Origin of the sequence: Arthrobacter sp. Soil762 (genome assembly GCF_001428335.1) — a bacterium.
Taxonomy (GTDB): domain Bacteria; phylum Actinomycetota; class Actinomycetes; order Actinomycetales; family Micrococcaceae; genus Arthrobacter.
Genome location: NZ_LMSG01000001.1, coordinates 236,414 through 259,592, shown reverse-complemented (window position 1 = coordinate 259,592; position 23,179 = coordinate 236,414). Strand labels below are relative to the sequence as shown.

Annotated in this window: 24 protein-coding genes and 1 pseudogene; 16 read left to right on the top strand and 9 right to left on the bottom strand. The window is 63.4% G+C overall.

Going from position 1 to position 23,179, the window contains the following annotated elements; genetic code table 11:
- Positions 1-15 precede the first annotated feature (15 nt).
- The 5 genes from ASG77_RS01215 to ASG77_RS01195 all read left to right on the top strand — a co-directional run bounded on the left by ASG77_RS01215 (position 16) and on the right by ASG77_RS01195 (position 5,231).
- Positions 16-1,461, top strand: coding sequence for a dipeptidase (locus ASG77_RS01215; protein ID WP_056341492.1), 1,446 nt, complete (start codon positions 16-18; stop codon positions 1,459-1,461).
- Between the two features lie 184 nt (positions 1,462-1,645).
- Complete coding sequence (locus ASG77_RS01210) at positions 1,646-2,035, top strand: HesB/IscA family protein (RefSeq protein WP_056340087.1); 390 nt, start codon at positions 1,646-1,648, stop codon at positions 2,033-2,035.
- Between the two features lie 187 nt (positions 2,036-2,222).
- The gene (ctaC, locus tag ASG77_RS01205; protein WP_056340083.1) at positions 2,223-3,095 is read left to right on the top strand and encodes an aa3-type cytochrome oxidase subunit II; all 873 of its coding nucleotides are present in this window, start codon (positions 2,223-2,225) and stop codon (positions 3,093-3,095) included.
- Positions 3,096-3,105: 10 nt separating this feature from the next.
- A complete protein-coding gene (gene ctaD, locus ASG77_RS01200; protein ID WP_056340080.1) occupies positions 3,106-4,833 on the top strand; it encodes an aa3-type cytochrome oxidase subunit I in 1,728 nt (575 codons plus the stop codon).
- The gene (locus ASG77_RS01195) at positions 4,830-5,231 is read left to right on the top strand and encodes a cytochrome c oxidase subunit 4 (RefSeq protein ID WP_056340077.1); all 402 of its coding nucleotides are present in this window, start codon (positions 4,830-4,832) and stop codon (positions 5,229-5,231) included. The genes ctaD and ASG77_RS01195 overlap by 4 nt, the downstream gene beginning before the upstream one ends.
- Before the next feature lie 128 nt (positions 5,232-5,359).
- Here ASG77_RS01195 and ASG77_RS01190 read toward each other — a convergent pair whose 3' ends face one another.
- Positions 5,360-5,653, bottom strand: coding sequence for an HPr family phosphocarrier protein (locus tag ASG77_RS01190; RefSeq protein ID WP_056340073.1), 294 nt, complete (start codon positions 5,651-5,653; stop codon positions 5,360-5,362).
- Between the two features lie 186 nt (positions 5,654-5,839).
- On the opposite strand from ASG77_RS01190, the gene ASG77_RS01185 reads away from it, so the two are divergent.
- Positions 5,840-6,631: a GntR family transcriptional regulator gene (locus tag ASG77_RS01185; protein ID WP_056340070.1), complete on the top strand. Its 792-nt coding sequence runs from the start codon at positions 5,840-5,842 to the stop codon at positions 6,629-6,631.
- Positions 6,632-6,730: 99 nt separating this feature from the next.
- On the opposite strand, the gene qcrB is transcribed toward ASG77_RS01185, so the two are convergent.
- From qcrB to ctaE, 4 genes are all read right to left on the bottom strand, one after another.
- Positions 6,731-8,404, bottom strand: coding sequence for a cytochrome bc1 complex cytochrome b subunit (qcrB, locus tag ASG77_RS01180; protein ID WP_056340067.1), 1,674 nt, complete (start codon positions 8,402-8,404; stop codon positions 6,731-6,733).
- Positions 8,382-9,452: a cytochrome bc1 complex Rieske iron-sulfur subunit gene (qcrA, locus tag ASG77_RS01175; protein ID WP_056340063.1), complete on the bottom strand. Its 1,071-nt coding sequence runs from the start codon at positions 9,450-9,452 to the stop codon at positions 8,382-8,384. Before qcrA ends, qcrB begins: the two co-directional genes overlap by 23 nt.
- A gap of 99 nt (positions 9,453-9,551) precedes the next feature.
- Positions 9,552-10,340, bottom strand: coding sequence for a cytochrome bc1 complex diheme cytochrome c subunit (gene qcrC, locus ASG77_RS01170; protein ID WP_056340060.1), 789 nt, complete (start codon positions 10,338-10,340; stop codon positions 9,552-9,554).
- An 87-nt stretch (positions 10,341-10,427) separates the two neighbouring features.
- A complete protein-coding gene (gene ctaE, locus ASG77_RS01165) occupies positions 10,428-11,066 on the bottom strand; it encodes an aa3-type cytochrome oxidase subunit III (RefSeq protein ID WP_200950602.1) in 639 nt (212 codons plus the stop codon).
- 147 nt (positions 11,067-11,213) lie between these two features.
- Between ctaE and trpD the strand changes: the two genes are divergently transcribed.
- Positions 11,214-12,272: an anthranilate phosphoribosyltransferase gene (trpD, locus tag ASG77_RS01160; RefSeq protein ID WP_056340054.1), complete on the top strand. Its 1,059-nt coding sequence runs from the start codon at positions 11,214-11,216 to the stop codon at positions 12,270-12,272.
- 66 nt (positions 12,273-12,338) lie between these two features.
- Here trpD and ASG77_RS01155 read toward each other — a convergent pair whose 3' ends face one another.
- Together ASG77_RS01155 and ASG77_RS01150 are read right to left on the bottom strand one after the other, a co-directional pair.
- Positions 12,339-12,620: an Lrp/AsnC family transcriptional regulator gene (locus tag ASG77_RS01155; protein ID WP_056340053.1), complete on the bottom strand. Its 282-nt coding sequence runs from the start codon at positions 12,618-12,620 to the stop codon at positions 12,339-12,341.
- A gap of 120 nt (positions 12,621-12,740) precedes the next feature.
- Entirely contained in the window at positions 12,741-13,136 is a 396-nt protein-coding gene (locus ASG77_RS01150; RefSeq protein WP_056340050.1) for a DUF3054 domain-containing protein, read from the bottom strand.
- Positions 13,137-13,249: 113 nt separating this feature from the next.
- On the opposite strand from ASG77_RS01150, the pseudogene ASG77_RS01145 reads away from it, so the two are divergent.
- The 6 genes and pseudogenes from ASG77_RS01145 (at position 13,250) to ASG77_RS01120 (ending at position 18,411) form a co-directional block, all read left to right on the top strand.
- Positions 13,250-13,644, top strand: a pseudogene (locus ASG77_RS01145) (VOC family protein).
- Positions 13,645-13,667: 23 nt separating this feature from the next.
- Complete coding sequence (locus ASG77_RS01140; protein WP_056340047.1) at positions 13,668-14,138, top strand: VOC family protein; 471 nt, start codon at positions 13,668-13,670, stop codon at positions 14,136-14,138.
- A gap of 445 nt (positions 14,139-14,583) precedes the next feature.
- Positions 14,584-14,937 (top strand): DUF6176 family protein, encoded by a 354-nt coding sequence (locus tag ASG77_RS01135; protein ID WP_056340044.1) that lies wholly within the window; start codon positions 14,584-14,586, stop codon positions 14,935-14,937.
- 452 nt (positions 14,938-15,389) lie between these two features.
- Complete coding sequence (locus ASG77_RS01130) at positions 15,390-16,571, top strand: type III polyketide synthase (protein ID WP_056340041.1); 1,182 nt, start codon at positions 15,390-15,392, stop codon at positions 16,569-16,571.
- A 12-nt stretch (positions 16,572-16,583) separates the two neighbouring features.
- Positions 16,584-17,276: a class I SAM-dependent methyltransferase gene (locus ASG77_RS01125; protein WP_056340039.1), complete on the top strand. Its 693-nt coding sequence runs from the start codon at positions 16,584-16,586 to the stop codon at positions 17,274-17,276.
- Entirely contained in the window at positions 17,269-18,411 is a 1,143-nt protein-coding gene (locus tag ASG77_RS01120; RefSeq protein ID WP_056340036.1) for an FAD-dependent oxidoreductase, read from the top strand. Before ASG77_RS01125 ends, ASG77_RS01120 begins: the two co-directional genes overlap by 8 nt.
- A 22-nt stretch (positions 18,412-18,433) precedes the next feature.
- Here ASG77_RS01120 and ASG77_RS01115 read toward each other — a convergent pair whose 3' ends face one another.
- Positions 18,434-18,853, bottom strand: a complete 420-nt coding sequence (locus tag ASG77_RS01115; protein ID WP_200950601.1) for a nuclear transport factor 2 family protein — start codon at positions 18,851-18,853, stop codon at positions 18,434-18,436.
- A 59-nt stretch (positions 18,854-18,912) separates the two neighbouring features.
- Between ASG77_RS01115 and ASG77_RS01110 the strand changes: the two genes are divergently transcribed.
- Positions 18,913-19,578 (top strand): peptide deformylase, encoded by a 666-nt coding sequence (locus ASG77_RS01110; RefSeq protein WP_056340033.1) that lies wholly within the window; start codon positions 18,913-18,915, stop codon positions 19,576-19,578.
- 28 nt (positions 19,579-19,606) lie between these two features.
- Here ASG77_RS01110 and ASG77_RS01105 read toward each other — a convergent pair whose 3' ends face one another.
- The gene (locus tag ASG77_RS01105) at positions 19,607-21,604 is read right to left on the bottom strand and encodes a S9 family peptidase (RefSeq protein ID WP_056340030.1); all 1,998 of its coding nucleotides are present in this window, start codon (positions 21,602-21,604) and stop codon (positions 19,607-19,609) included.
- Between the two features lie 100 nt (positions 21,605-21,704).
- Here ASG77_RS01105 and ASG77_RS01100 point away from each other — a divergent pair, with 100 nt between their 5' ends.
- Positions 21,705-22,592 (top strand): methyltransferase domain-containing protein, encoded by an 888-nt coding sequence (locus tag ASG77_RS01100; protein ID WP_056340027.1) that lies wholly within the window; start codon positions 21,705-21,707, stop codon positions 22,590-22,592.
- A gap of 101 nt (positions 22,593-22,693) precedes the next feature.
- Complete coding sequence (locus ASG77_RS01095; protein WP_056341487.1) at positions 22,694-23,158, top strand: NfeD family protein; 465 nt, start codon at positions 22,694-22,696, stop codon at positions 23,156-23,158.
- The last annotated feature ends 21 nt before the right edge of the window (positions 23,159-23,179 follow it).

Genomic DNA, 23,179 nt, shown 5'->3' with positions numbered 1-23,179 from the left:
GGTATTGTGTTCGCCATGACTCCCACTCCAGCAGCCAGTCCGTCCGACGCCAACACCCCCGGCCCCGGCCACCCTGCACCGGCCGTCGACGCGGACGGACTCAGGCTCTCCGTGGCAGGTTCCTTCGACGCTACCCTCGACCGGCTCAAGGAACTTGTGGCCATTCCAGGCATCGCCTGGCCGAGTTTCGATCCTGCGCCCTTGGAAGCCAGCGCGCAGGCCGTAGCGGAACTGCTGCGCGCCGCCGGCGTTGAGGATGTCCAGGTCCTTCGCAGCAACAAGGAGGACGGCACCCCCGGCGGACCTGCCGTCGTCGCACGCCGACGGGCGGCCGAAGGAAAGCCGACCATTCTGCTGTACGCCCACCACGACGTCCAGCCGCCGGGGGATCCGGCGCTGTGGGAAACGGAGCCTTTCGCCGCCGTCGAACGGGAGGGCAGGCTGTACGGCCGTGGCGCTGCTGACGACAAGGCCGGGATCATGGCCCATGTGGCCGCCTATGCTGCAGCGACCGAGGTTCTGGGCACGGAATTCGGCCTTGGTGTGACGTTCTTCTTCGAAGGTGAGGAGGAAGCTGGTTCTCCCACCTTCCGTTCCTTCCTGGAAACGCACCGGGAACTGCTGAGCGCCGACGTGATCGTGGTGGCCGACTCCAGCAACTGGAAGGTGGGCATTCCCGCCCTGACCACCAGCCTGCGCGGCCTTGTGGACGGAACCATTGAAGTTCAGGTACTGGACCATGCTGTCCACTCGGGTATGTTCGGCGGACCCGTGCTGGACGCGCCAACCCTGCTGTCCCGACTGATTGCCACCCTGCACGACGCAGACGGCAATGTGGCCATCGAAGGCCTGGTATCAAATGACAACGTCGGCGTGGAGCTCACCGAAGCGGAGTACCGTGCCGATTCCTCCGTTCTCGACGGCGTCCGGCTCGCCGGCACGGGCAGCATCGCCGCCCGGCTGTGGACCAAGCCCGCGCTGTCCATCATCGGTTTCGATGCTCCTGCCGTGGACATGGCCTCGAACACGCTCCTGCCGCGGGCGCGTGCCAAGTTCAGCCTGCGCCTGGCGCCCGGCCAGGATCCGGCGGCAGCGATGGAAGCCCTTCAACGCCACGTTCAGGCCAATGCGCCCTTTGGGGCAAAGGTGGTGTTCACTCCCGGGGAAAGCGGAAAGTCGTTCCTCGCTGATACATCCTCCAAGGCGGCGAAGTTCGCAATGTGGGCGCTGGGGGAGGCCTGGGGTGTTCCGGCGGTGGAGATGGGGATCGGTGGGTCCATTCCGTTTATTGCGGACCTGATGGACGTCTATCCGGACGTCCAGATCCTCGTGACCGGTGTTGAGGATCCAGATTCCCGTGCCCACAGTGCCAACGAGTCCCTTCACATTGGTGATTTCAAGAACGCTGTGGTTGCCGAGGCGCTGTTGCTCGCCCGGCTGAATGCAGAAGGCCTGGCCTGAAACCCACGCCGCTCTGATGTAGGGATTCCTCCACCGTTGGGAACAATCATCGGACAGGCTTGGTTACGTCAGGAGTTAGAGCTACAGGGCTGACCGAAGTAGCATGTAGCTATAGCCCGTACCGTATCCGTAGGGGCAGGCACCGCTGACGCGGGGCCGCCAGGACCGTCCTAAGGTAGGCCAAATGAGCACCGCAACCAACGAGAACATCACCGAGACCACCAGCGCTGCCAGCGATGAACTGGCCGCACACGAGGTCAAACTGACCGACGTCGCAGCAGGCAAGGTGCGCAGCCTCCTGGAGCAGGAAGGCCGGACCGATCTCCGCCTCCGCGTTGCCGTCCAGCCCGGCGGCTGCTCCGGCCTCATTTACCAGCTGTACTTCGACGAGCGCCTCCTCGATGGAGATGCCGTCCGCGACTATGACGGCGTCGAAGTTGTGGTGGACAAGATGAGCGTGCCGTACCTCAGCGGTGCCAGCATCGACTTCGAGGACACCATCTCCAAGCAGGGCTTCACCATCGACAACCCCAACGCCGGTGGCTCCTGCGCCTGTGGTGATTCGTTCCACTGACCCGGTTCTTTCGCCCGATGCCGGCGCCTGCTTTCCGTCTGCCAAAAACGGCACGGAGGCACGGCGCCGACATGTGGGCGAAACGCCCGGCAGAGCGGTAAGCTCTACACCGAGTAGTAAAACTTTTAGTGTGCCCGGACGCCCCGTTGGGTGGCCGGGCAACAGCAACAAGTAGGAAGGGCCGTCTGTGAGTTCGCAGAACCGAACCGGCAGCCGACGCAAAACGATCACTACGATCTCAGGCTTGGCAGTTGCCGGCGCGTTGGTTTTGACTGGATGTTCGCCAGAGGTAGAGAAGGGGTGGCTGCCCACCGAGCGTGGCACCACCAATCACACTGACCGGATCATGGACCTCTGGGTCAACTCATGGATTGCAGCCCTGGTTGTGGGCATCATCACGTGGGGTTTGATCGTTTGGTGCCTTGTCGCCTACCGCCGCCGCAAGGGCACCACGGGTTTCCCGCGGCAGACCAGCTTTAACCTCCCGCTGGAGGTCTTCTACCTGACCATCCCGCTGTTCATGGTCCTGGTGTTCTTCTACTTCACCGACCGCGACCAGCAGGCCATCGATGACCGCTCCAAGCCGGCCGACGTCGTTGTTGACGTCCGCGGCAAGCAGTGGGCCTGGGACTTTAACTACAAGTCCGGCGACGTCGTTACCGAGGACGTCCACGAAGCAGGAGTCCAGGCACACCTGACGGGCAACACCATCAATAAGGAAGCGCTGCCGACGCTCTACCTGCCGGTTGGAAAGTCCGTTGACCTCGAACTGAACTCCCGGGATGTCATCCACTCTTTCTGGGTTCCCGCCTTCCTGCAGAAGCGCGACATGATCCCCGGCAAGACCAACTACATCAGGTTCACCCCCACTAAAGAGGGAACCTATGACGGCAAGTGCGCCGAGCTCTGTGGTGAGTACCACTCCGAAATGCTGTTCCGCGTCAAGGTTGTCTCTGAAGCCGAATTCCAGGCTCACATGGACAAGCTCAAGGCAGATGGCAACACGGGACTTCTCGGCGAAGAGTATGACCGCAACCCGAACCTGAACGAAATTAAGTAAGGGGAGCGACGTGGCTACTTATACCCAGACCGCACCTGCCGGAACCCTTGAGGCTCCCGTAGTTCCTAAGTCCAAGGGACGCATCGTCGTCAACTGGATCACCTCCACCGACCACAAGACCATCGGGTACATGTACCTGATCGCGTCGTTTGTGTTCTTCTGCCTCGGTGGCGTCATGGCCCTGCTCATCCGGGCTGAACTGTTCGAACCGGGCATGCAGATCCTGCAGACCAAGGAGCAGTACAACCAGCTCTTCACGATGCACGGCACCGTCATGCTGCTGATGTTCGCGACGCCGCTGTTCGCCGGCTTCACCAACGTCATCATGCCCTTGCAGATCGGTGCCCCCGACGTCGCGTTCCCGCGGCTGAACGCACTGGCCTTCTGGTTCTTCCTCTTTGGCTCCACCATCGCGGTGTCCGGTTTCATCACCCCGCAGGGTGCGGCCTCGTTCGGCTGGTTCGCTTACGCGCCGCTGTCCAACACGACGTTCAGCCCTGGCATCGGTGGCGACCTGTGGGTCTTCGGGCTTGCGCTGTCCGGCTTCGGCACCATCCTGGGCGCGGTCAACTTCATCACCACCATCATCTGCATGCGTGCTCCGGGCATGACCATGTGGCGGATGCCCATCTTCACCTGGAACGCCCTGGTGACGTCCATCCTCGTGCTGATGGCCTTCCCGCCGCTGGCTGCGGCACTGTTCGCGCTCGGCGCGGATCGCCGCTTCGGTGCCCACATCTTTGATCCGGAGAACGGCGGCGCGGTCCTGTGGCAGCACCTGTTCTGGTTCTTCGGCCACCCCGAGGTGTACATCATTGCGCTGCCGTTCTTCGGCATTGTCTCGGAGATCTTCCCGGTCTTCAGCCGCAAACCGATCTTCGGCTACAAGGGCCTGGTCTACGCGACCATCGCCATTGCGGCGCTGTCCGTGACCGTGTGGGCGCACCACATGTACGTGACCGGGTCGGTGCTGCTGCCGTTCTTCGCCTTTATGACCATGCTGATCGCGGTCCCGACCGGCGTGAAGTTCTTCAACTGGATCGGTACTATGTGGCGGGGGTCCATTACATTCGAGACTCCCATGCTGTGGAGCATCGGCTTCCTCATCACGTTCCTTTTCGGTGGCCTGACCGGGATCATCCTGGCTTCGCCGCCGCTGGACTTCCACGTGTCTGATTCCTACTTCGTGGTGGCGCACTTCCACTATGTGGTGTTCGGCACCGTGGTGTTCGCGATGTTCGCAGGCTTCTACTTCTGGTGGCCAAAATTCACCGGCAAGATGCTCAACGAGCGCCTCGGAAAGATCCACTTCTGGCTGCTGTTCCTGGGCTTCCACGGCACGTTCCTGATCCAGCACTGGCTGGGTGTTGAAGGCATGCCCCGCCGTTACGCGGACTACCTGGTGGAGGACAACTTCGCCTGGATGAACCAGTTCTCAACCATCTCTTCGTTTGTGCTGGGCGCATCCCTGATTCCCTTCTTCTGGAACGTCTACATCACCTGGCGCAGCTCCGAGCGCGTTGAAGTGGATGACCCGTGGGGCTTCGGAGCGTCGCTTGAGTGGGCCACTTCCTGCCCGCCGCCGCGCCACAACTTCACCTCGCTGCCCCGGATCCGTTCGGAGCGTCCCGCCCTGGACCTCCACCACCCGGAGCTCTCGCAGGTACACACCGTTGAATCGCCTGCAGCCGCAGCCGCGGTGCTCGGTAACGCCGACCAGAAGGACACCGCCAAGTGAAAATCGAATCATGGATATTTGGAGCCGGAGTCTTCTTCTTCGTACCGGTTTCCCTGGTCTACGGTTTCCTGACCAACTGGCATGAGTGGGTCGGAACACTCGGGATCCTCCTGGTGGGTGGACTTTCCGGGATGATCGGCGGCTACCTTGGGTTCACCGGAAAGCGCGTCGGAATGCGTCCCGAGGACCGCAACGATGCTGAGATCCACGAGGGCGCCGGCGAACAGGGGCACTTCAGCCCCTGGAGCTGGTGGCCGCTGGTTCTGGGCCTCGCCTGCGCGGGCGGATTCCTGGGCCTCGCAGTCGGTTGGTGGATCCTGTTCATCGCAGCCGGCCTCGCAGTTGTCGCCCTCGTGGGGTGGGTCTTCGAGTACAGCCGTGGGGACCACGCCCACTAGAAGCTACTGAGCTTCAGCAAAGAATTGCACATTACGACGTCGGGCCCCACCAGAAGGTGGGGCCCGGCGTCGTTCTTGTCCGTCCGATTTCGCGCGGGGAGTCGTGGGGCAATGCCCTCCGGGAGGGGCTAGCTGGCTCCCTGTGACTCCAGGAGCCTTGCCAGCATCCGCAGGGCCGCCTCGGCGCCGCTGTGGCTGACAGGGCCGTTGAGGGCGCCCTCGGCGACTGAAAGCTCTACTTCGCAGCCGAAGGGGAAATCGGCGGTCATGACTTCCAACAGGGAGCGGGCGTCGACACCCTGAATGCCGGCCTTGCGGATGCTGACTGGAAGTCCCGTTTCGGTCACTGCCCTGACGAACATCGCGGCGGGACGGGCATGCAAGCCGACTGACGCTGACACAACGGCCTTATGCACTGGCAAGGGGTCTCCCATTTCCTGACCGGCCCCCAAACCGACATCGCTGAATTTCCTGTCCAATATATCCGGCTGGATGGCCGCGCGACCAAACGGGGGAAGCCGGACGCTCCGCAGCTGGAAGTGGTCTAGTCCAGCGGCGCTGCCTGCCTTAGGCTTGGACAGTGAAAACTGAAGCAAAGACGTTCCTCCGTGGCTGCTGATGCCCGCGGCGTTGCCGGTGAGATTGACCGTAGCAACGGGATTGCCATCTACATCCAACTCAGGGAGATCCTCCGGGCCTACATCAGCGATTCATGTCCGCCCGGGTCTGCCCTGCCCTCGGAACGGGATCTTGCCTTGCGGTTCGGCCTGGCCCGGATGACTGTCCGGCAGGCCATCGACGCTCTGGTCGGCGAGGAAGTCCTCGAGCGGGTTGTCGGCCTCGGCACGTTCGTACGAAAGCCTAAACTTGACCTTCAGGTAAAGCTCACCTCGTACAGCGAAGAGATGCAACGCCGCGGCATGGTTCCGGCCGCCAAGGTCCTGAGCTTTGAACAGATCGGCGCGAGTGCCTTCCTGGCCCGCGAACTGCAGGTGGAGGAGGGGACGCCACTGGTGCGTTTCCGTCGGCTGCTGCTGGCGGACGGTGAGCCGATGAGCGTGGATGAGAACTTCATCCCGGCGCAGCGCGTCCCGGGTCTTTTGGACGGCGAGCCCCCAACATCGCTCTACAACGTGCTGAGTGAGCAGTTCGGCCTCGTGATGGAGTGGGGGGAGGACATGATCGAGGCGACGGCCGCTTCCCCCTCTACGGCGCGCCTGCTCAACGTTGACGTAGGCGCCCCCTTGCTCAAGATTCAGAGGCACGCCTTTGTTGCCAGGGCGATGGTGGACTACTCAGTTTCGTACTATCGGGCCGACCGCTACAAGCTATGGGTACCCCTCCAGCGGCCAGGTGCGAGGCCTGCCCGGAACCAGTCGCTGGGTTACCGCAACCACTAGGAGCGGGGCCAAAAGCCGGCAACAGCCGCGGCTGCCGTTAACGGGAAAGGCCCGGTCCAAATGGACCGGGCCTTTCCGTTGGAGCATAACTAGTGTGAATCAGTGGCTGAGGCTCTTGCTTTCCTCGCCGGCCTCTACTGCAGGGGCGTGGTGGCCGTGTGCGGCCTCCAGCTCTGCAGGCGTGGCCGGTGCAACTCGGTCCTCGAAGAACCACTTGGACAGGAACGCACGCTGCTTTTCCTTACGCGTCACAATGCCGTGGTCGTTGGGGACCGCCGGCAGCGGCGAGGGGGATTCGAATCCAACGAGCTTGTAGCGCTTGTACTCATCCAGGGGCGCATGCACTTCGATGAATTCGCCGTGCGGGAGACGGACAATACGTCCTGTTTCCCGGCCGTGGAGTGCGATTTCGCGGTCCTTGCGCTGGAGGGCGAGGGCTACGCGCTTGGCAACGATGAACGCGATGACCGGGCCGATGAAGAACAACGCGCGGAGCCAGTACGTCACATCGTTCAAGGACACATGGAAGTGTGTTGCAATGAGGTCCGAACCAGCGGCTGCCCACATCACGCAGTACCAGACGAAGCCGGCGACGCCGATGGCGGTGCGGGTGGGGGCGTTCCTCGGACGGTCCAGGACATGGTGTTCGCGGGTGTCCTTGGTGATCCAGCTTTCGATCCACGGGTACATAAACATCACCGTGAACAGAATGCCTGCAGGAACCAGGGCGGGCAGCAGAACGTTCAGCGTCAGGGTGTATCCGAAGATGACGTACTCGAAGTGGAAGTCACCGATGACACCAGGCATAAGCCTCAGCGCGCCGTCAACAAATCCGATGTACCAGTCAGGCTGAGTACCGGCCGATACAGGGGAGGGGTCGTAGGGGCCGTAGTTCCAGATCGGGTTGATCGTGAAGAAGGCCGCCATCAGGGCGACGACACCGAAGACGATGAAGAAGAAGCCGCCAGCCTTGGCTGCGTACACGGGGCCGAGCGGGTAGCCAACAACGTTGCCGTCGTTGCGGCCGGGGCCGGGGTACTGGGTGTGCTTGTGCACAACCACCATGAACAGGTGCAGGACGATCATCAACAGGATGAGCGCGGGCACCAGCAGGATGTGCAGCATGTACAGGCGGCCAATAACAGCCGTTCCCGGGAACTCGCCGCCGAAGAGGAAGAAGGAAGTGTAGGTACCAACCACCGGGATGGACTTGATAACGCCGTCGATGATCCGCAGGCCGTTGCCGGAGAGCAGGTCATCGGGGAGGGAGTAGCCAGTGAAGCCGGCTGCCATGGCGAGGATCAGCAGGACGCTGCCGACAACCCAGTTCATTTCACGCGGTTTGCGGAAGGCTCCTGTGAAGAAAACACGCAGCATGTGAACGCCGATCGAGGCGACGAACAGCAGTGCGGCCCAGTGGTGAACCTGGCGCATGAACAGGCCACCACGGATGTCGAAGGAAATGTCCAGCGAGGAGCTGTACGCCACCGACATCTCGACGTTCTTCAACGGCAGGTACGAACCGTCGTAGTGGGTCTCCGCCATGGACGGATCAAACCAGAACGTCAGGAAGGTGCCCGAGAGCAGCAGGATGACGAAGGAATAGAGGGCGACTTCACCGAACATGAATGACCAGTGGTCGGGGAATACCTTGCGTCCGAACTCGCGCAGGATTCCTGATCCGCCAACTCGCGCGTCAACAAAATCGGTGATGCGTCCGGCTTTAGTCTTGGCGACGAAGGCGGGGGCTTCAGCTCTTGATGCTGCGCTCATGCTCATCACGCTCCCAGTAACTCGGTCCTACAGGTTCATTGAAGTCGCTGGTTGCGACCAGGTAGCCCTCGGCGTCCACTGCGATCGGCAGCTGGGGGAGGGGCCGGCTGGCCGGGCCAAAGATCACTTTGCACTCATTCGTGAGGTCAAAGGTGGACTGGTGGCACGGGCACAGCAGGTGGTGCGTCTGCTGCTCGTACAGAGCAACGGGGCAACCGACGTGGGTGCAGATCTTGGAGTAGGCAACGATTCCGTTGTAGCTCCAGTCTTCGCGGCCCGCCGAGGGGTTCAGCGAGGCGGGGTCAAGGCGCATCAGCAGGACTACTGCCTTGGCCTTTTCGTTGAGCTTGCCTTCATGCAGTTCGTTAAGGCCCTCAGGAATCACGTGGAAAGCCGAACCGATGGTGACGTCAGAGGCCTTGATAGGTGTGCCGTCGGGGTCGCGGGTGAGGCGCTTGAGCTTGCCCTCCTGCGGTGCCCACATGGTGTGGGACAGCGCCCGGTCTGGGCGGGGGCCGAGGTCACCGAAAACCGCAATCGCGGGAAGCGGGGCCAGGGCCATCGCACCGAGCAGAGTGTTGCGGATGAGCGGGCGGCGCTTGATGCCGGTCTCTTCCACGATGTCATCCACGATCCGGACTGCCGCCAGGCGGTCTTCTTCGGTGCGGATGGGATGGCGTTCTTCGGAGACTTCATGGTCCGGCATCAGGGCTTTGGCCCAGTGCACAATACCCGTGCCGATGCCGAGCATCGCAAACGCGGTGCCCACGCCCAGCAGGGCGTTCTGCAGCCGGATGGTGGCGATGCTTGTGCCCTCGCCCAAGTCGATGGCGAAGTACGCCACCAGGAAGATCAGGGTGCCGACAACTGACGCGCCGAAAAGTACGGCGACCTGCCGTTCTGCACGCTTTGCGGCCTTCGGGTCCGTGTCGGCCAGGCGCAAACGGTGTGGGGGAATTCCAGGATCCTGGAACTTCTCCACCTCATTCTGACCAGCCGTAGCTACGGTGCCCGAGTGGTTCGGACTGCCGTCACTATGGTTGCCCATAATTCGCCTCATCCTTCTCTCGTCCCGGCGTCTGCCGGGTTAGTTTTCAATTTCAAACTGCTGACTGGGCAGCAGAAGTTCTTAAGTTTCCCGTTGCGCCTAAGACGTACGGGAAGTAAGCCAGATGGTGAACGCGATGATGACACCCAGGCCTGCAACCCAGACGAAGAGTCCTTCAGCGACCGGGCCCAGGGCGCCGAGGTCAGCGCCACCGGGGGAGCCGTTGGCCTCGATCTGCTTCAGGAACGTGACGATGTCGCGCTTGCCTTCGGGGGTGACGTTTGCGTCACTGAAGACGGGCATGTTCTGCGGTCCGGTGACCATCGCTTCGTAGATGTGCTTGCCGGATACATCGGCAAGGGCGGGAGCGAACTTGCCGCGGGTGAGTGCACCGCCGGCTGCTGCTGCGTTGTGGCACATCGCGCAGTTCACGCGGAACAGCTCGCCACCCTTGGCGGCGTCACCCTGTTCATCAAGCAGGTGTTCTTCAGGAATTGCAGGGCCGGCGCCCAGGGAAGCTACGTAGGCTGAAAGCTGGTGGGTCTGGGCCTCGTTAAACTGGGCCGGCTTTTTGTACGCCTGGGGACCGTTCATCTGCATGGGCATCCGGCCGGTACCGACCTGGAAATCAACGGACGCAGCACCGACGCCGACCAGCGAGGGGCCATCCTGGCTGCCGCTCGCGCCCATGCCGTGGCAGGTGGCGCAGTTAGCTTCAAAGAGCTTTTCGCCCTCGGCGGTGTCATTGGCGGTGAAGCTGGTGGTGGATGCCTTGGCCTCGTTGACGGTGGTGGCAATGGCATACAGCCCACCAGTGACGAGGAGTCCCATCAGTAGCAGCGCGATGACTGCGAGTGGGTGACGCCGCTTTTGCGAGAGAGCCTTCACGTGGTGGTTCCTTTATTCGATCGTGCGCCGGCTCCGTGAGCCGCTTCTTGAAATTCTGCCTCTTGTAGAAAAGGAATCAAAGCTTGACTACTTCAGTACGTAGATGACCAGGAAGAGGCCGATCCAGACAACGTCCACAAAGTGCCAGTAGTAAGACGTGACGATCGCGGAGGTTGCTTCGAAGTGGCCGAACTTCTTTGCTGCGAACGAGCGTCCGATGATGAAGAGGAAGGCAACGAGGCCGCCGATTACGTGCAGGCCGTGGAAGCCGGTGGTGATATAGAACGATGAGCCGTAGGCGTTGGATGAAAGCGAAACGTGTTCGGAAACAAGCATCGCGTACTCAGTTGCCTGGCCGGCGACGAAGAACGCACCCATGATGAAGGTCAGCGTGAACCATTCGTTCATGCCCCAGCGGGAGAACTGGAACGGGCCGCCTGTTTTGCGAGGCTGCAGCCGTTCGGCGGCGAAGACGCCCATCTGGCAAGTAAAGGAACTGGCCACGAGGACGATCGTGTTGACGAGCGCAAAGGGGAAGTTGAGCTTTGCTGTCTCTTCCGCCCACATCTGTCCGCTCGTGGAGCGCAGCGTGAAGTACATGGCGAAGAGACCGGCGAAGAACATCAACTCACTGGACAGCCAGACTACGGTTCCGACAGAAACCATATTGGGGCGGTTCAGCGTGGGGTGCGCCGGGGTACTGGGGGCATGGGTCGCAGATGTCACATAGACATTATGTCTATAAAAGTCCGTAGTTCCCAACGCGAACCGCCTTTTCGGGGGACTTTTTCTACAAAGACGCGAAATCACTGCGAAAAGTTCCCGGCGGTGTTCACATTGGTCAGGTCCGAGGTGGCTCGATAGCATCAGAAGGTGACTTCTCAGGCAACCGCGCCGGCGGACAGCAACACCTGGCCGCGGCTCATCTCGGCACTTATCAACGGTACTGACCTCACTGCGGACAATACCGCGTGGGCGATGGACAGAATCATGTCCGGGGAGGCCACCCCCGCGCAGATCGCCGGATTCCTGGTTGCCCTCAGCGCCAAGGGCGAAACCGTGGACGAAATCTCGGGCCTGGTGGACGCGATGCTGCGCCATGCAACACCCATCGATATCGCTGGTCAGAAGCTGGACATCGTTGGTACCGGCGGTGACCAGCTCAATACCGTCAACATTTCCACCATGTCCGCCCTCGTTGCTGCGGGCGCCGGAGCGAAGGTCGTCAAGCACGGTAACCGGGCAGCGTCTTCGTCCTCCGGCTCGGCTGACGTGCTTGAAGCGTTGGGGGTCAGGCTGGACCTGCCGGTGGCTCAGGTGGCACGCAACGCGGGGGAGGCTGGAATTACTTTCTGTTTCGCGCAGGTGTTCCACCCGTCTTTCCGTCACACCGCTGTGCCCCGCCGGGAGCTCGCCATCCCCACAGCCTTTAATTTTCTGGGCCCGCTGACCAACCCGGCTCTTGTTCAGGCCTCAGCCGTGGGAGTGGCGAATGCCCGGATGGCTCCGCTGGTTGCAGGTGTCCTGGCGAAGCGGGGCAGCCGCGGCCTGGTTTTCCGTGGCAATGACGGACTGGACGAACTGACTACTACGGGTCCCTCCACCGTCTGGGAAATCCGCGACGGCGCTGTCTCTGAGCTGAGTTTTGAGCCGGCCGAGCTGGGCATCCGTCCCGCGACTGTGGAGGAACTCCGCGGCGGGGACGCACAGGCGAACGCCGCCGTCGTACGTGATGTCCTGGCCGGCAAGACCGGCGCAGCACGGGATGCCGTGCTGCTGAACGCGGCCGCTGGACTGGTGGCCTTTGATGAATCGTCCGAGGGCCCGTTCCTGGAGCGTATGCGTTCGGCGCTTGCCCGGGCCGCGGAGTCGATTGATAGCGGTGCTGCCGCTGCGGTCCTCGATAAGTGGGTTTCGCTGACGCGGCCTTGAAACGGACAGGAAAGGACGCGGGCCCGGCTGTAAGGCCGGGCCCGCGTCGTTTCCGGGGAAGTGATCCTACTGTTCGAAGCCGAGCGCGAATGCCGCGTCGAGATCGTGTTGCGAGTAGGCGCGGAAGGCAATGTGTGTAGTGGTGTGAACCACCGCGGGCACCTTTGACAGCTTGTCGGCAATGACGTCAGCCAGGTCCTCGTGCCGGGCGACGCGGGCAACGGCGATGAGGTCCCATTCGCCTGTTACGGAATAGACCTCGCTGATGCCTGGGATCGCGGAGATTTCCTCGGCGGTTTCCGGGATGCGCGCGGCGTCGGTCTTGATCAGAACGAATGCGGTGATCACTGTTCAATCCTTCCGGATCTGTTGGCCGTAGCTGTGCCCGGCAAGACTCTGTGGTGATGCCAGCCTATTACATGGGCCGTGTCCATCAGGCGTGCCCCGGACGCGTGGCCGGCGGCGCCTTCACGACTTTCTAAGCCTGCGTACCAGTGCAAGAAGTGCCCGGTAGCCCACCAGGAACAGCCCCAGGCTCAAGAGCGCAACAACCACGAACGCCACCACCACACTCTGTCCGGTCACGGCCCTCAGGATCATGCCGCCGGCAACGGCGCCAAGCCAGATCACGACGCCGGTTGCCATGGACAGCGGACGCCGCCACGCCCGCCACGCAAGCCAGGCGATAGCGGCCCCAGCCAGGAACGGCCACGCAGTGAGGAACACTCCGGTGACGATGTCGCCGCGCTGGTGGGCGTCCCTGCCGATCGCCGCGAAAACAAGGATGAGGACGGCGTCGGACAAAGCCGCGGCGGTGATGGCGCGCCTGCCGCCGGTTAAGGATTGGTGCTGGGTCCAGGTCATGGCTTCGAGCCTAACCCGGCGAGGGCGACGGCCCGGTTCTGATGCTTGCCGGGGTATGGGGGAACGAGGATGATGACCGGGACAACAGCGGCGCTCATCAAGCGGGAGGCACATTGCGCCTGATCCAGGTGGCCCAGCAGGCACACGACCTCCAGCGGGCCGCGGAGTTCTATTCACAACTGCTGGGGTGCAGCCAGCGGCGGTCTACGACCCGCCGGGGCTGCTGTTTTTCGATCTGGAAGGCGTCCGGCTCTTGCTGGAGCGCGGCGCACCGTCGTCGGTCCTCTATCTGGAGGTGGAGGACGTCCGGACCAGCATCAGCGTCCTGCAGGGCAGGGGAGTAGAGGTAGTTGCGCTGCCGGAGGTGATCTTCCACCATGGCGACGCCACCCTGGGTCCGGCAGGAACCGATGAGTGGATGGCCTTCATCCGTGACTCGGAAGGGAACACGGTGGGGCTGGTCAGCCGGCATCCACCGGCCGTTGTGCGGGATGCGGCCCCGGACTAGGCTCTAGCCGGAAGGGAGCAACCATGCTGAAGATTTCCACATGCCTGTGGTTCGAGAACCAGGCCGAAGAGGCCGCCGAGTTCTATGTGTCAGTCTTCGGCGACTCCAGGATTCTGGACGTCTCGCGGTTCGGCGAGGGCGGTCCCGGTCAGGCCGGGCAAGTCATCACCGTGGAGTTTGAGATCGAAGGCCGAAAGTTCATGGCACTCAACGGGGGAGCGCCGGCCACCTTCACGGAAGCCGTCTCATTTGTAGTCGACTGCACTGACCAGGAAGAAGTGGACCGCTACTGGTCGGCGCTGACAGACGGCGGGGCGGAGAGCATGTGCGGCTGGCTGAAGGACCGCTACGGCGTGTCCTGGCAGATCGTGCCGTCGGTCCTGGGCTCACTGATTGGCGGTCCGGATCCCGAGGGATCCCAGCGCGCAATGCAGGCCATGCTCGGGATGCAGAAGCTTGATATCGCCGCACTTCAGACGGCTTATGACGGATAGGAAGCTCTGGGCAGTCCGGGCCTCCTCGGCAATAAGGTCATTGCCGTAGCCCGAGTCACGTTCGCCGTCGTGGATCACCCCGGCCCCGAGGGCCTGACGTAGAAAGCAGGGGGAATGCTGAGACGCCGTCGGAGTGGCGAAAACACCGCGGTTCTAAGGTTTCTTGATTTAGCAGGGTCCGGCCGTCCGGTGGTCTTTATCCTCGGCTTCGGCGCCATGGGCCTCAGCTAGTAGTTTGCCGCCAGCGCCATGATCGAGGCGTCGGCCGCTCCGCCACCACCGTGCGCCGGGCGCTCTACAAAAGGCTCGTTGCAAGGTCGAGATCCCTGAATGTGCGTCACGGCACTATTTGCCGGCGTGGACAGTGCACCAAAGCTGCTATGTACCGCTCCCCCCGAAAGGAATAGGATCGGGCCGTAATCGATCCTAGGAAAGGGAAACTGTCATGGAGTGCATTACTTGGTTCGCCCCGATTCTGCCCGGCAAACTGGAGGCCTGGAAGGCGTTCGACGATGAAGCCAAGGGGCCAAGGTGGGAAGAGCACGACCGGTCCCGAAAGCGCATGGGAGTGGTTCGGGAAGTCGCATCGCTCATGCAGACTCCGGAGGGGGACTTCGTCTGCCTCTTTCAAGAGGCCAAGGATCTCGCCAAGGCCTTCCAAGGGCTCGCGCAGTCGGACGATTCCTACGACGTGTGGTTCCGGGAACGCATCATGGACGTCCACGGATTGACGCAGGAAATGTTGGAGGGACCCCCGCCGGCAACGGTCACCTTCGATTATCACAACGACGAGGGCTAGCCGAATCCCGTTCAGCCAACATCTCCGGATTGTGCATTCGGGGGCGTTGTCCGGCTGGGACCACTGGGCTTGGCCGAGCCATAGCCCGGATTCTAGCCATCCCAGCGGTCAGGATGCGTCACCTAAAGTGAGACGCGCCAGCCAATGGTTCAACTTGAGGCCTACCAGGCCAATGCTTCATCTATCTTGAGATCGCGTCACCTTAGGTGAGACAGGACAACGGCTGCGAGATGGTGCCGCATATCTATTTGATGAGACACGCAGAGTACAACCTTACATAATGTAGATTATCGGCGTCATTGGAGAGCGGAGAGTGGCCTGCATTATCCTGCATTAAGCCGACGTTATGCGGGCGCCCCCAGGGCATCCTTCGGACCCGTCGGCGGCACAGGAAACGGCTCACAGCCAGCCCGGCCATTGTCTAATCCCGTGTGCTCGCCAAGAATGAACCAATGACGGTCTACCTGCGTTCACTTGAAACTGCTGTTCCGCCGACGGCACTTGTCCAGGCCGAAGCCCGGGACGTTTTTGCAGCCCAGCCTGGCCTGACCAGGCTGGGCTCGCGACTCGTGAATACTTGCTTCGATTCAGCCGCCATAGACACCCGCTACACGGCGGTCCAGGAAATGACCATGGCGTTCCGTTCGGATTCTCCGCAGTTTTTTGATCCCGCCACGGGCCTGCTCCTGAACCCCACCACGAAGGTGCGCAACGAGATCTTCGCCCGGGAGGTCACCAAGCTTTTCATCGAGTCCGCCCGGGCTGCCGTGGACGCCTGCCCGGATCTGTCCTTGCTTGACATAACCCACGTCATTACCGTCTCCTGCACAGGATTCTTCAACCCCGGTCCTGATTATAAGATCGTCCGCGCGTTGGGGCTGGACCCGGCCGTCCAGCGTTATCATCTCGGATTCATGGGCTGCTATGCCGCCTTTCCGGCGCTGCGGGCCGCCAAGTCGTTCTGCGAAGCAGATCCGCAGGCCGTTGTCCTGGTGGTCTGTGCCGAGCTGTGCTCCCTGCACGTGCGGACCTCGAACGATCCTGACACCATCATGGGTTCGGCGCTGTTCGCCGACGGCGCGGCGGCAGCCGTCATTACCGCCCGGAACGATCCGGACGCACCTGCGCTGATGCAACTGGACCACTTCGAAACCGTCCTTACGCCGGTGGGCGAGGAATCCATGGCCTGGAACATCGGCGACCATGGCTTTGAGATGGTGCTGGGCAACTACGTCCCCCACATCATCGACGATCACATCATCGGCGCCCTGGCACCGCTGCTGGCCCGGGAACCCTCGCTGCGTGGACTCCCCTACCGGGACATCCGCCATTGGGCCATCCATCCCGGCGGCCGGAGCATCCTTGACAAGGTCCAGACGCGCCTTGAACTCACCGACGAGCAACTCGTTCCGGCACGGGATACTTTGCGGGACTACGGCAACATGAGCAGCGCCACCGTGCTGTTTGTCCTCAGGCACATCCTGGAGCAGCCGCCGGTGGAGGGTGGGGAACGCATCTGCTCCATGGCATTCGGACCTGGGCTCACGGTGGAAACCGGGCTCTTCACGAAACTCCGCCAGGCCGCCACCGGGAAGCGGGCGGTGCAGCCCGAGGCGGCATCGTCCTTGGCCTGACCTGTGTCCCTGATGCGGCAACGGGCTGTGGACGCCGTGGAAATGATGGACCTGCCGGACTGTGATCCCACCAAACTGGAGCTCACGTACCGGCAATTCGAGCTGGTGAACCGGCTCTTCTCCGGCTGGCGGCAGCTGTACCGCCGCGAGCTACGCCCTCTGCTCTCCCACGACACTGAAACCACTCTCCTCGACATAGGATGCGGCGGTGGGGACCTGGCACGGCAGCTCGCCCTCTGGTCCGCCCGGGACAAACTGCTGCTCGAGGTCACCGGCATTGACCCGGACGCCAGGGCATACAGCTACTCGTCACGCCGCCCCCACCACGCCTCAGTCCGGTTCCGCCAGGCGGACAGCACCGACCTGGTCCGCGAAGGCCGCCGGTTCGACGTCGTGATCTCGAACCACGTCATGCACCACCTCCAACCAGCAGACCTGGCTGAGCTCCTGGCAGATTCGCAAGCCCTGGCGCGCCGTATTTCCCTGCACAACGACCTGCGCCGGAACATCGCAGCCTACGCACTTTTCTCCCTGGCGGCCCTCCCCTTCCGCGGCTCGTTCATCCGTGCGGACGGCCTGACCTCAATCAGGCGCAGCTACACCCCGGCAGAACTCACCGCCGCCGCTCCCCCGGGCTGGCAGGTGGAGCGCCACTCCCCGTTCCATCAGGTCCTCGTACACCGCCCGGACCATCCCGATGGCTGACGTGGTGATCGTCGGTGGTGGACCCGTGGGTCTGTATCTCGCCGCCCTGCTGCTTCAGGACGGCGTCGCGGTCCAGGTCCTTGAACAGCGGCTCCACCGGAAACCCCACTCGCGGGCCATCGGCATCCATCCCCCCGCCCTCGCGGCGCTGGACAGGGTAGCCGTGGCCAGCGCCATGGTTGATGCCGGCGTGCAGATCCGCGGCGGCATCGCAGTCAGCGGCGCGAAGACCGTAGGGTCAATGTCTTTCGCGTCGGTCTCGGAGCGCTTCCCGTTTGTCCTGTCGCTCGCCCAGGTCACAACGGAATCCCTGCTGGAGCAGCGTGTACACGAACTCGACGGTGCCGCGCTCGTCAGGGGCGCCAGGGTGACGGAAATAGCGGACGACGGCGGACTGGTCACCGTCCGAGCTGCCGCCACCAAGACGGGCGGTGCCGGCACCCGGATCACCTCGCGGCTTTTGGTCGCCGCCGACGGCTCGCGGTCCCTGATACGCAGCCTGCTGGGCATCCCGGCCACGTCCCGAACCTATCCCGACCATTATGTGATGGGTGATTTCGCAGATTCCGGCGAAAATCTGCAGGAAGCCGTCCTGTACCTCGAGGCCGAAGGGATAGTGGAATCCTTTCCGCTGCCGGGCGGTCTCCGCCGCTGGGTTGTACGGATTCCCCGGCCCGAACCGGTCCCGGACGCGGTCGAACTGGTGCGGATGGTCCACCACCGCACGGGGATCCGGCCGGACCCGGCGACCAACACCATGCTCAGCAGCTTCAGCCCGCGCTCCACGGTGGCATGCCGATCAGTCGCGGGGCGGGCGGTCCTGATCGGTGATGCTGCCCATGAAATAAGCCCCATCGGCGGCCAGGGCATGAACCTTGGCTGGCTGGACGCGGCGGAACTTGCGCCGATCATCTGTGATGCCCTGTCGGGGAAACCGGTTGGCCAGCTCCTGCACGCCTATTCCGCCCGGCGTCGTAAAGCCGCTTCGGTGGCGCGATGGCAGTCCGAAGTAAACATGACGCTGGGGCGCCCGCTGGCGCCGCCGTTCCTGGCGTTGAGGAACCATGCAGTCAGCGCGGTGTCCGGCATTCCGGCGGCCAACAGGCTGGTGGCCCGCCGGTTCACCATGCAGTAACCCCGCGCCGGAGGGCGCCGGGTCAGAAATTCACGAAGTAGCAGTCGTAACTGTCCTGGCTGATGATCAGGCCGTCCCGGACTTCAAAGACCGACGACGTCCGGGCGCGGATGGTCTCCCCGGCATCCCAGTACCGCAGGTCCATCAGCGTCCTCGCCGACCAGTCGGCCTCCACCACAACCCGACCGCCTTCGCAGGTAGTGCGGCGGATCTCGAACTTCTGGTCCGCCACTACTTCGCCGCTTTGATCGAGGCCAGCCATCGCTTGCTCCCGCGTCCGCGTGGAGCCTTCAGCCGCGAGCAGATGCGGCGCCTCGACCAACACGAAGTCCGCAGCGAGGAAACGGCCGATGGCCCCGCCGTCACCGCCGGCTTCCAGGGTCCGGATAAAGTCCAGGACAACTTCCAGTGCGTTGGGCTCGGACGCAATCAGTTCAGCCATGGCATCGACATTAGCCGACGCGGCCGACGCCCTGCGGCGTCCACCGCTAGGCTTTCCGCATGACCGCTGTATCACCGCCCACTTCATTCACTCCTGCGCACCTGAGGGAACGGGTGCAGGAAATCCTGTCTGCGGGATCGCTGCCGCCTATCGTCCAGGCAGGGAATCCCGTACTCCGCCACCGGGCCGCGTCCTTCGACGGCCAGATCAGCGCCGGCGAGCTGGACCAGTTGATTGCCCTCATGCGCGAAGTGATGCACGAAGCCCCTGGTGTTGGGCTGGCCGCCCCGCAACTCGGAATCCCGCTGCAGTTGGCAGTCCTTGAGGACCAGTACGACGTCGACACCGAGGCCGCTGCACTGCGGCACCGTAGCCCGCTGGAGTTCCTCACCATCATCAACCCGCACTACACGGCCGTCGGAAGGGACAGCGCCGCGTTCTTCGAGGGGTGCCTCTCCCTGACGGGCCTGCAGGCAGTGGTTGTACGGCCAGAACGGGTGCTGCTCCGGTTCGACACGCCCGGAGGCCTGGCGTCGGAACGGGAATTCGAGGGCTGGCAGGCAAGAATTGTGCAGCACGAAACCGATCACCTCCATGGCACGCTCTACGTTGACCGCGCCGAGTTGAGGTCCTTGAGCTCCAACGCCGAGTACGCCGCCAACTGGGCCGAGCCGGGGATCGGAAAGGCCCGTGCGGCCCTGGGCTTCCTGCCCGAGAATCCCTGACGCGCCTGCACGCCAGCACGCCTCCGCGTCACTCCGACGATGCGTCTGCCGGATTTGCGTCGGTCGGGAGGAACCGGGCCCACCAGCGCAGGATGTGCTCGAATCTCTGACGCCGGTGCTGCGGCCTGCCTGATCGGGAAAGTTCATGGTCCTCGCCCGGGAACACCAGCAGCTGGGCTTCCACACCCCGCCGCTTCAGGGCCGTGAAATACCGCTGGCCCTGCTCCAGCGGACACCTGAGATCGTTTTCGCTGTGGATGACCAGCGTCGGGGTCTGCACGTTGCCCACGTGTTCGAACGGGCTTTGTGCGGCGACTTCCACCGTTGAGCTGCCGAGATATTCGTTGCCGAAGTACCAGCCAATGTCGGCCGAGCCCTCGAAACTGACCGGGTCCAGGAATCCACGCTCCACAATGGCACCCTGGAACCTGTGGTGGTGCGCGATGGTCCAGGCGGTCAAGTATCCGCCGTACGAGCCGCCCATGATGCCCAGCCTGCCCGCGTCCAGCGCCGGAAATTTGGCCAGCGCCCCGTCCAGGAACGCGAGGACATCCTCCATGTCGTCGGTGCCAAAGCGGCCCTTGATGGCCAGCCCGTGTTCCCGGCCGTAGCCGGCAGAGCCGCGCGGATTGCACATCAGCACGGCATAGCCCGCAGCCGCGTACACCTGGGCTTCGTCGAACAGGGCAACGGTGAACTGGGCAAACGGCCCGCCATGGATGTTCAACAGGACCGGGTGCGGACCCTTGCCCGCAGGCCTGACGAGCCAGCCTTGGACGGGATAGCCATCGGGCGCCTCAAACGTCAGCTCCTGTGGAACCACAATGTCCGTCTGTGTCCGCAGAACGGCCGAAAAGTCTGTCAGCAGCCGCAGCTGCCCGTCGTCGAGCACTCCGACGTCCCCCTGGGTGGACGGATCGCCGAATACTACGAGCAGCGAACCACCCGCCCAGGCAGCGCCCGTAACCACCTTGTCGCCGTGCACCAGCAGGGCATGCCCGCCCGTCGCCCCCAGCTCGAGGAGTTCAACCGAGCCTTGCGCGTTGTTCAGGACCACGGCGTGGTCCGGGCCGCGGAGCTCAATCCGGGCACCCGGCGCCGCAACGTCCATCAACTCAGGATCGGTCAGCGCAACCGGCACTCCGCCGTCGGCCGTTACGCAGTACAGCACGGCGTTACGTGCCACGAAGTCGCGGCCCGAACCGCCGAGGTCCCGGGCAATGTAGAACAGCCATTTGCCGTCCCGGGACTGCCGGACCTCCGAAACGGTTTGAGGTGCGGCTACTCCCTTATCCACCGGGAGGGGGTCGCCTCCGGTGGCCGGCACCCTGTAGATCAAGGTGGCCAAGTCGTCGTCGTTCTCCGGCGGTGCTGCCACGAAGTAGACGGCTGATCCGTCTGCACTGAAAACTCCGGAGCTGGCGTCCGTGGCGAGCGATGTCAGCTGCCGGGCTTCCGGCAGCGACGGAGCCGCAGGCGGTGCCAGCGGTTCGCCGCCGAGTTGCGGGACGTCCACGATGAACAGCTGCTGCGGCTTGTCGCGCGTGTAGCCAACGCTGTTCAGCCTGTACTGGTAGGAGGAGATCAGCCGTGGGGCCTCCGCCTCCGCGGTGATGGCTTCGCTGCTGCCGTACCGTCCGGCCTCGGGCTCGCGGGAGCTGAAGACTATCCGGTGCGAATCAGGAGACCAGGCGAAGGATTCCACTCCGAGCAGCCTGTCGGTAATGACCTGGGGTTCACCGCCGCCGGCCTCCACCACGACGAGCTGCGCTTTCGATGATGGTCCGCCTGTCCGCAGGAAGGCGAGGACCAGTCCATCAGGAGAGAACGCAGGGCCGGTGTCCCGGAAGCCCCTGGTTATTCGCCGCGGCAGCTGCTCCTGGTTCAACGGGATGTTCCACAGCTGGCCCACGTAGGAATCAGCAGTGAAATCCGGCCTGGTCACCGACACAACAGCACGGCTGCCGTCCGGGTGAACGGCCGGCGCGGCGACGGAATTGAGCAGCGGGAGGTGTTCTGGCTTCACCCACGTGAGCCTAACGTGCGGCTTTCCCCCACGCGAACATGCGGCCGGACCACTCGCGCGGGCTCCGCGCCGGCCCGCTCCCCGCCCTAAGATGGTCCGTATGCCATCAAGCCCTCGCCCTCCGCTGCGCTGCCCCGTGTGCGGCGCAGCACTGAATGTCCAGGTCGGGCCGGGTGACGCGGCCCGCAAGGCCTTGGTCTGCGGATCCGGGCACGGCTTCGACGCGGCGAAGCAGGGCTATTTCAACCTGCTGGTGGGCAAGGGGACAGTCTTTGAAGCCGACACCGCAGAGATGGTGGCGGCCCGGTTCGCTTTCCTCGACCGCGGGCATTACCGCCCCCTGGCAGACGCCGTCGCGGCCGCTGTCGTGCCCGGGATAACCCCGGGCGAACCATTCACAGTCCTCGATTCGGGTACGGGGACCGGCCACTATCTCAGGGTGGTGCTGGATGAGGTGCAGCGGCGCACGGCCAGTTACGCCGCCGTCGCGCTCGACATCTCCAAGTTCGCGCTCCGCCGCGCCGCGCGCCTCAACCCCGAGGCCATCAGCCTGGCCTGCGATGTGTGGCAGCCGCTCCCGGTGGCCGACGCCGCCGTCGACGCCATCACGGTGATCTTCGCTCCACGCAACGCCGCCGAATTCGCCCGGGTCCTCCGCCCCGGCGGAAGGCTGGTGGTGGTGACGCCGCGCGCCGGACACCTGGCCGCCGTTGCCGCCCAGGCAGGGATGCTGTCCATTGAGGACGACAAGGACGCGCGGCTGGCAGAATCCCTCTCGCCGCACTTCGCCGCCGAGTCCGCCCGGGACCTGGATATCCTGATGATGCTAACGCCCAGCGAGGTGGCTGACCTGGCCTTCATGGGTCCGGCCGGGCACCACCTGGACCGCACGGCCATTACGGCCAAAATCGGGAGTGGCGGGGTGTCGACCCAGGTGGAGGCACGATTCCGGATCACGGTCTTCCGTCCGGCACGGTCCGCACCGTAACGACTTGGCCACGTTCAACCCTGCCCTTCACGCAACCTGCCGTCCTGCTTTCCGGCGGACTAGGATAAATAGACAGCTACCGAATGGTCAAGGGGGACGGAATGTTTGAATGGCTCGGCGAAAACTGGTGGGCCCTGTGGCTCACCGCCTTCCTCGCGTTCGCAGTGATCGAAATGATCACCCTTGACCTGTTCTTCATCATGCTCGGCGGCGGAACACTTGCCGCGCTCGTCGCAGATTTTGCCGGCGCTGACCTGTGGCTGCAAATTGTCGTGTTCTGCGTCGTCTCACTGCTGATGATCGCCTTTGTCCGCCCGGTGGCACTAAGCCACCTCAAAAAAGGACCCGCCGACCAGCGCACCAACATAGACCGGCTCATTGGCGAGCAGGCCCTGGTGATGGAAGCAGTCAGCTCCACCGGTGGCCTCGTCAAGATCGGGGGCGATGTCTGGAGCGCCCGGTCCTCCGGCGGCGTCCTGCCTGCCGGCCAGAAGGCAGTGGTCTCCGCCATCGACGGGGCCACGGCTGTTGTTTCCGCCCAGCCGGAGCAGGCCACTCAGACCTAAGTACAGCCTAACAATTGGGGA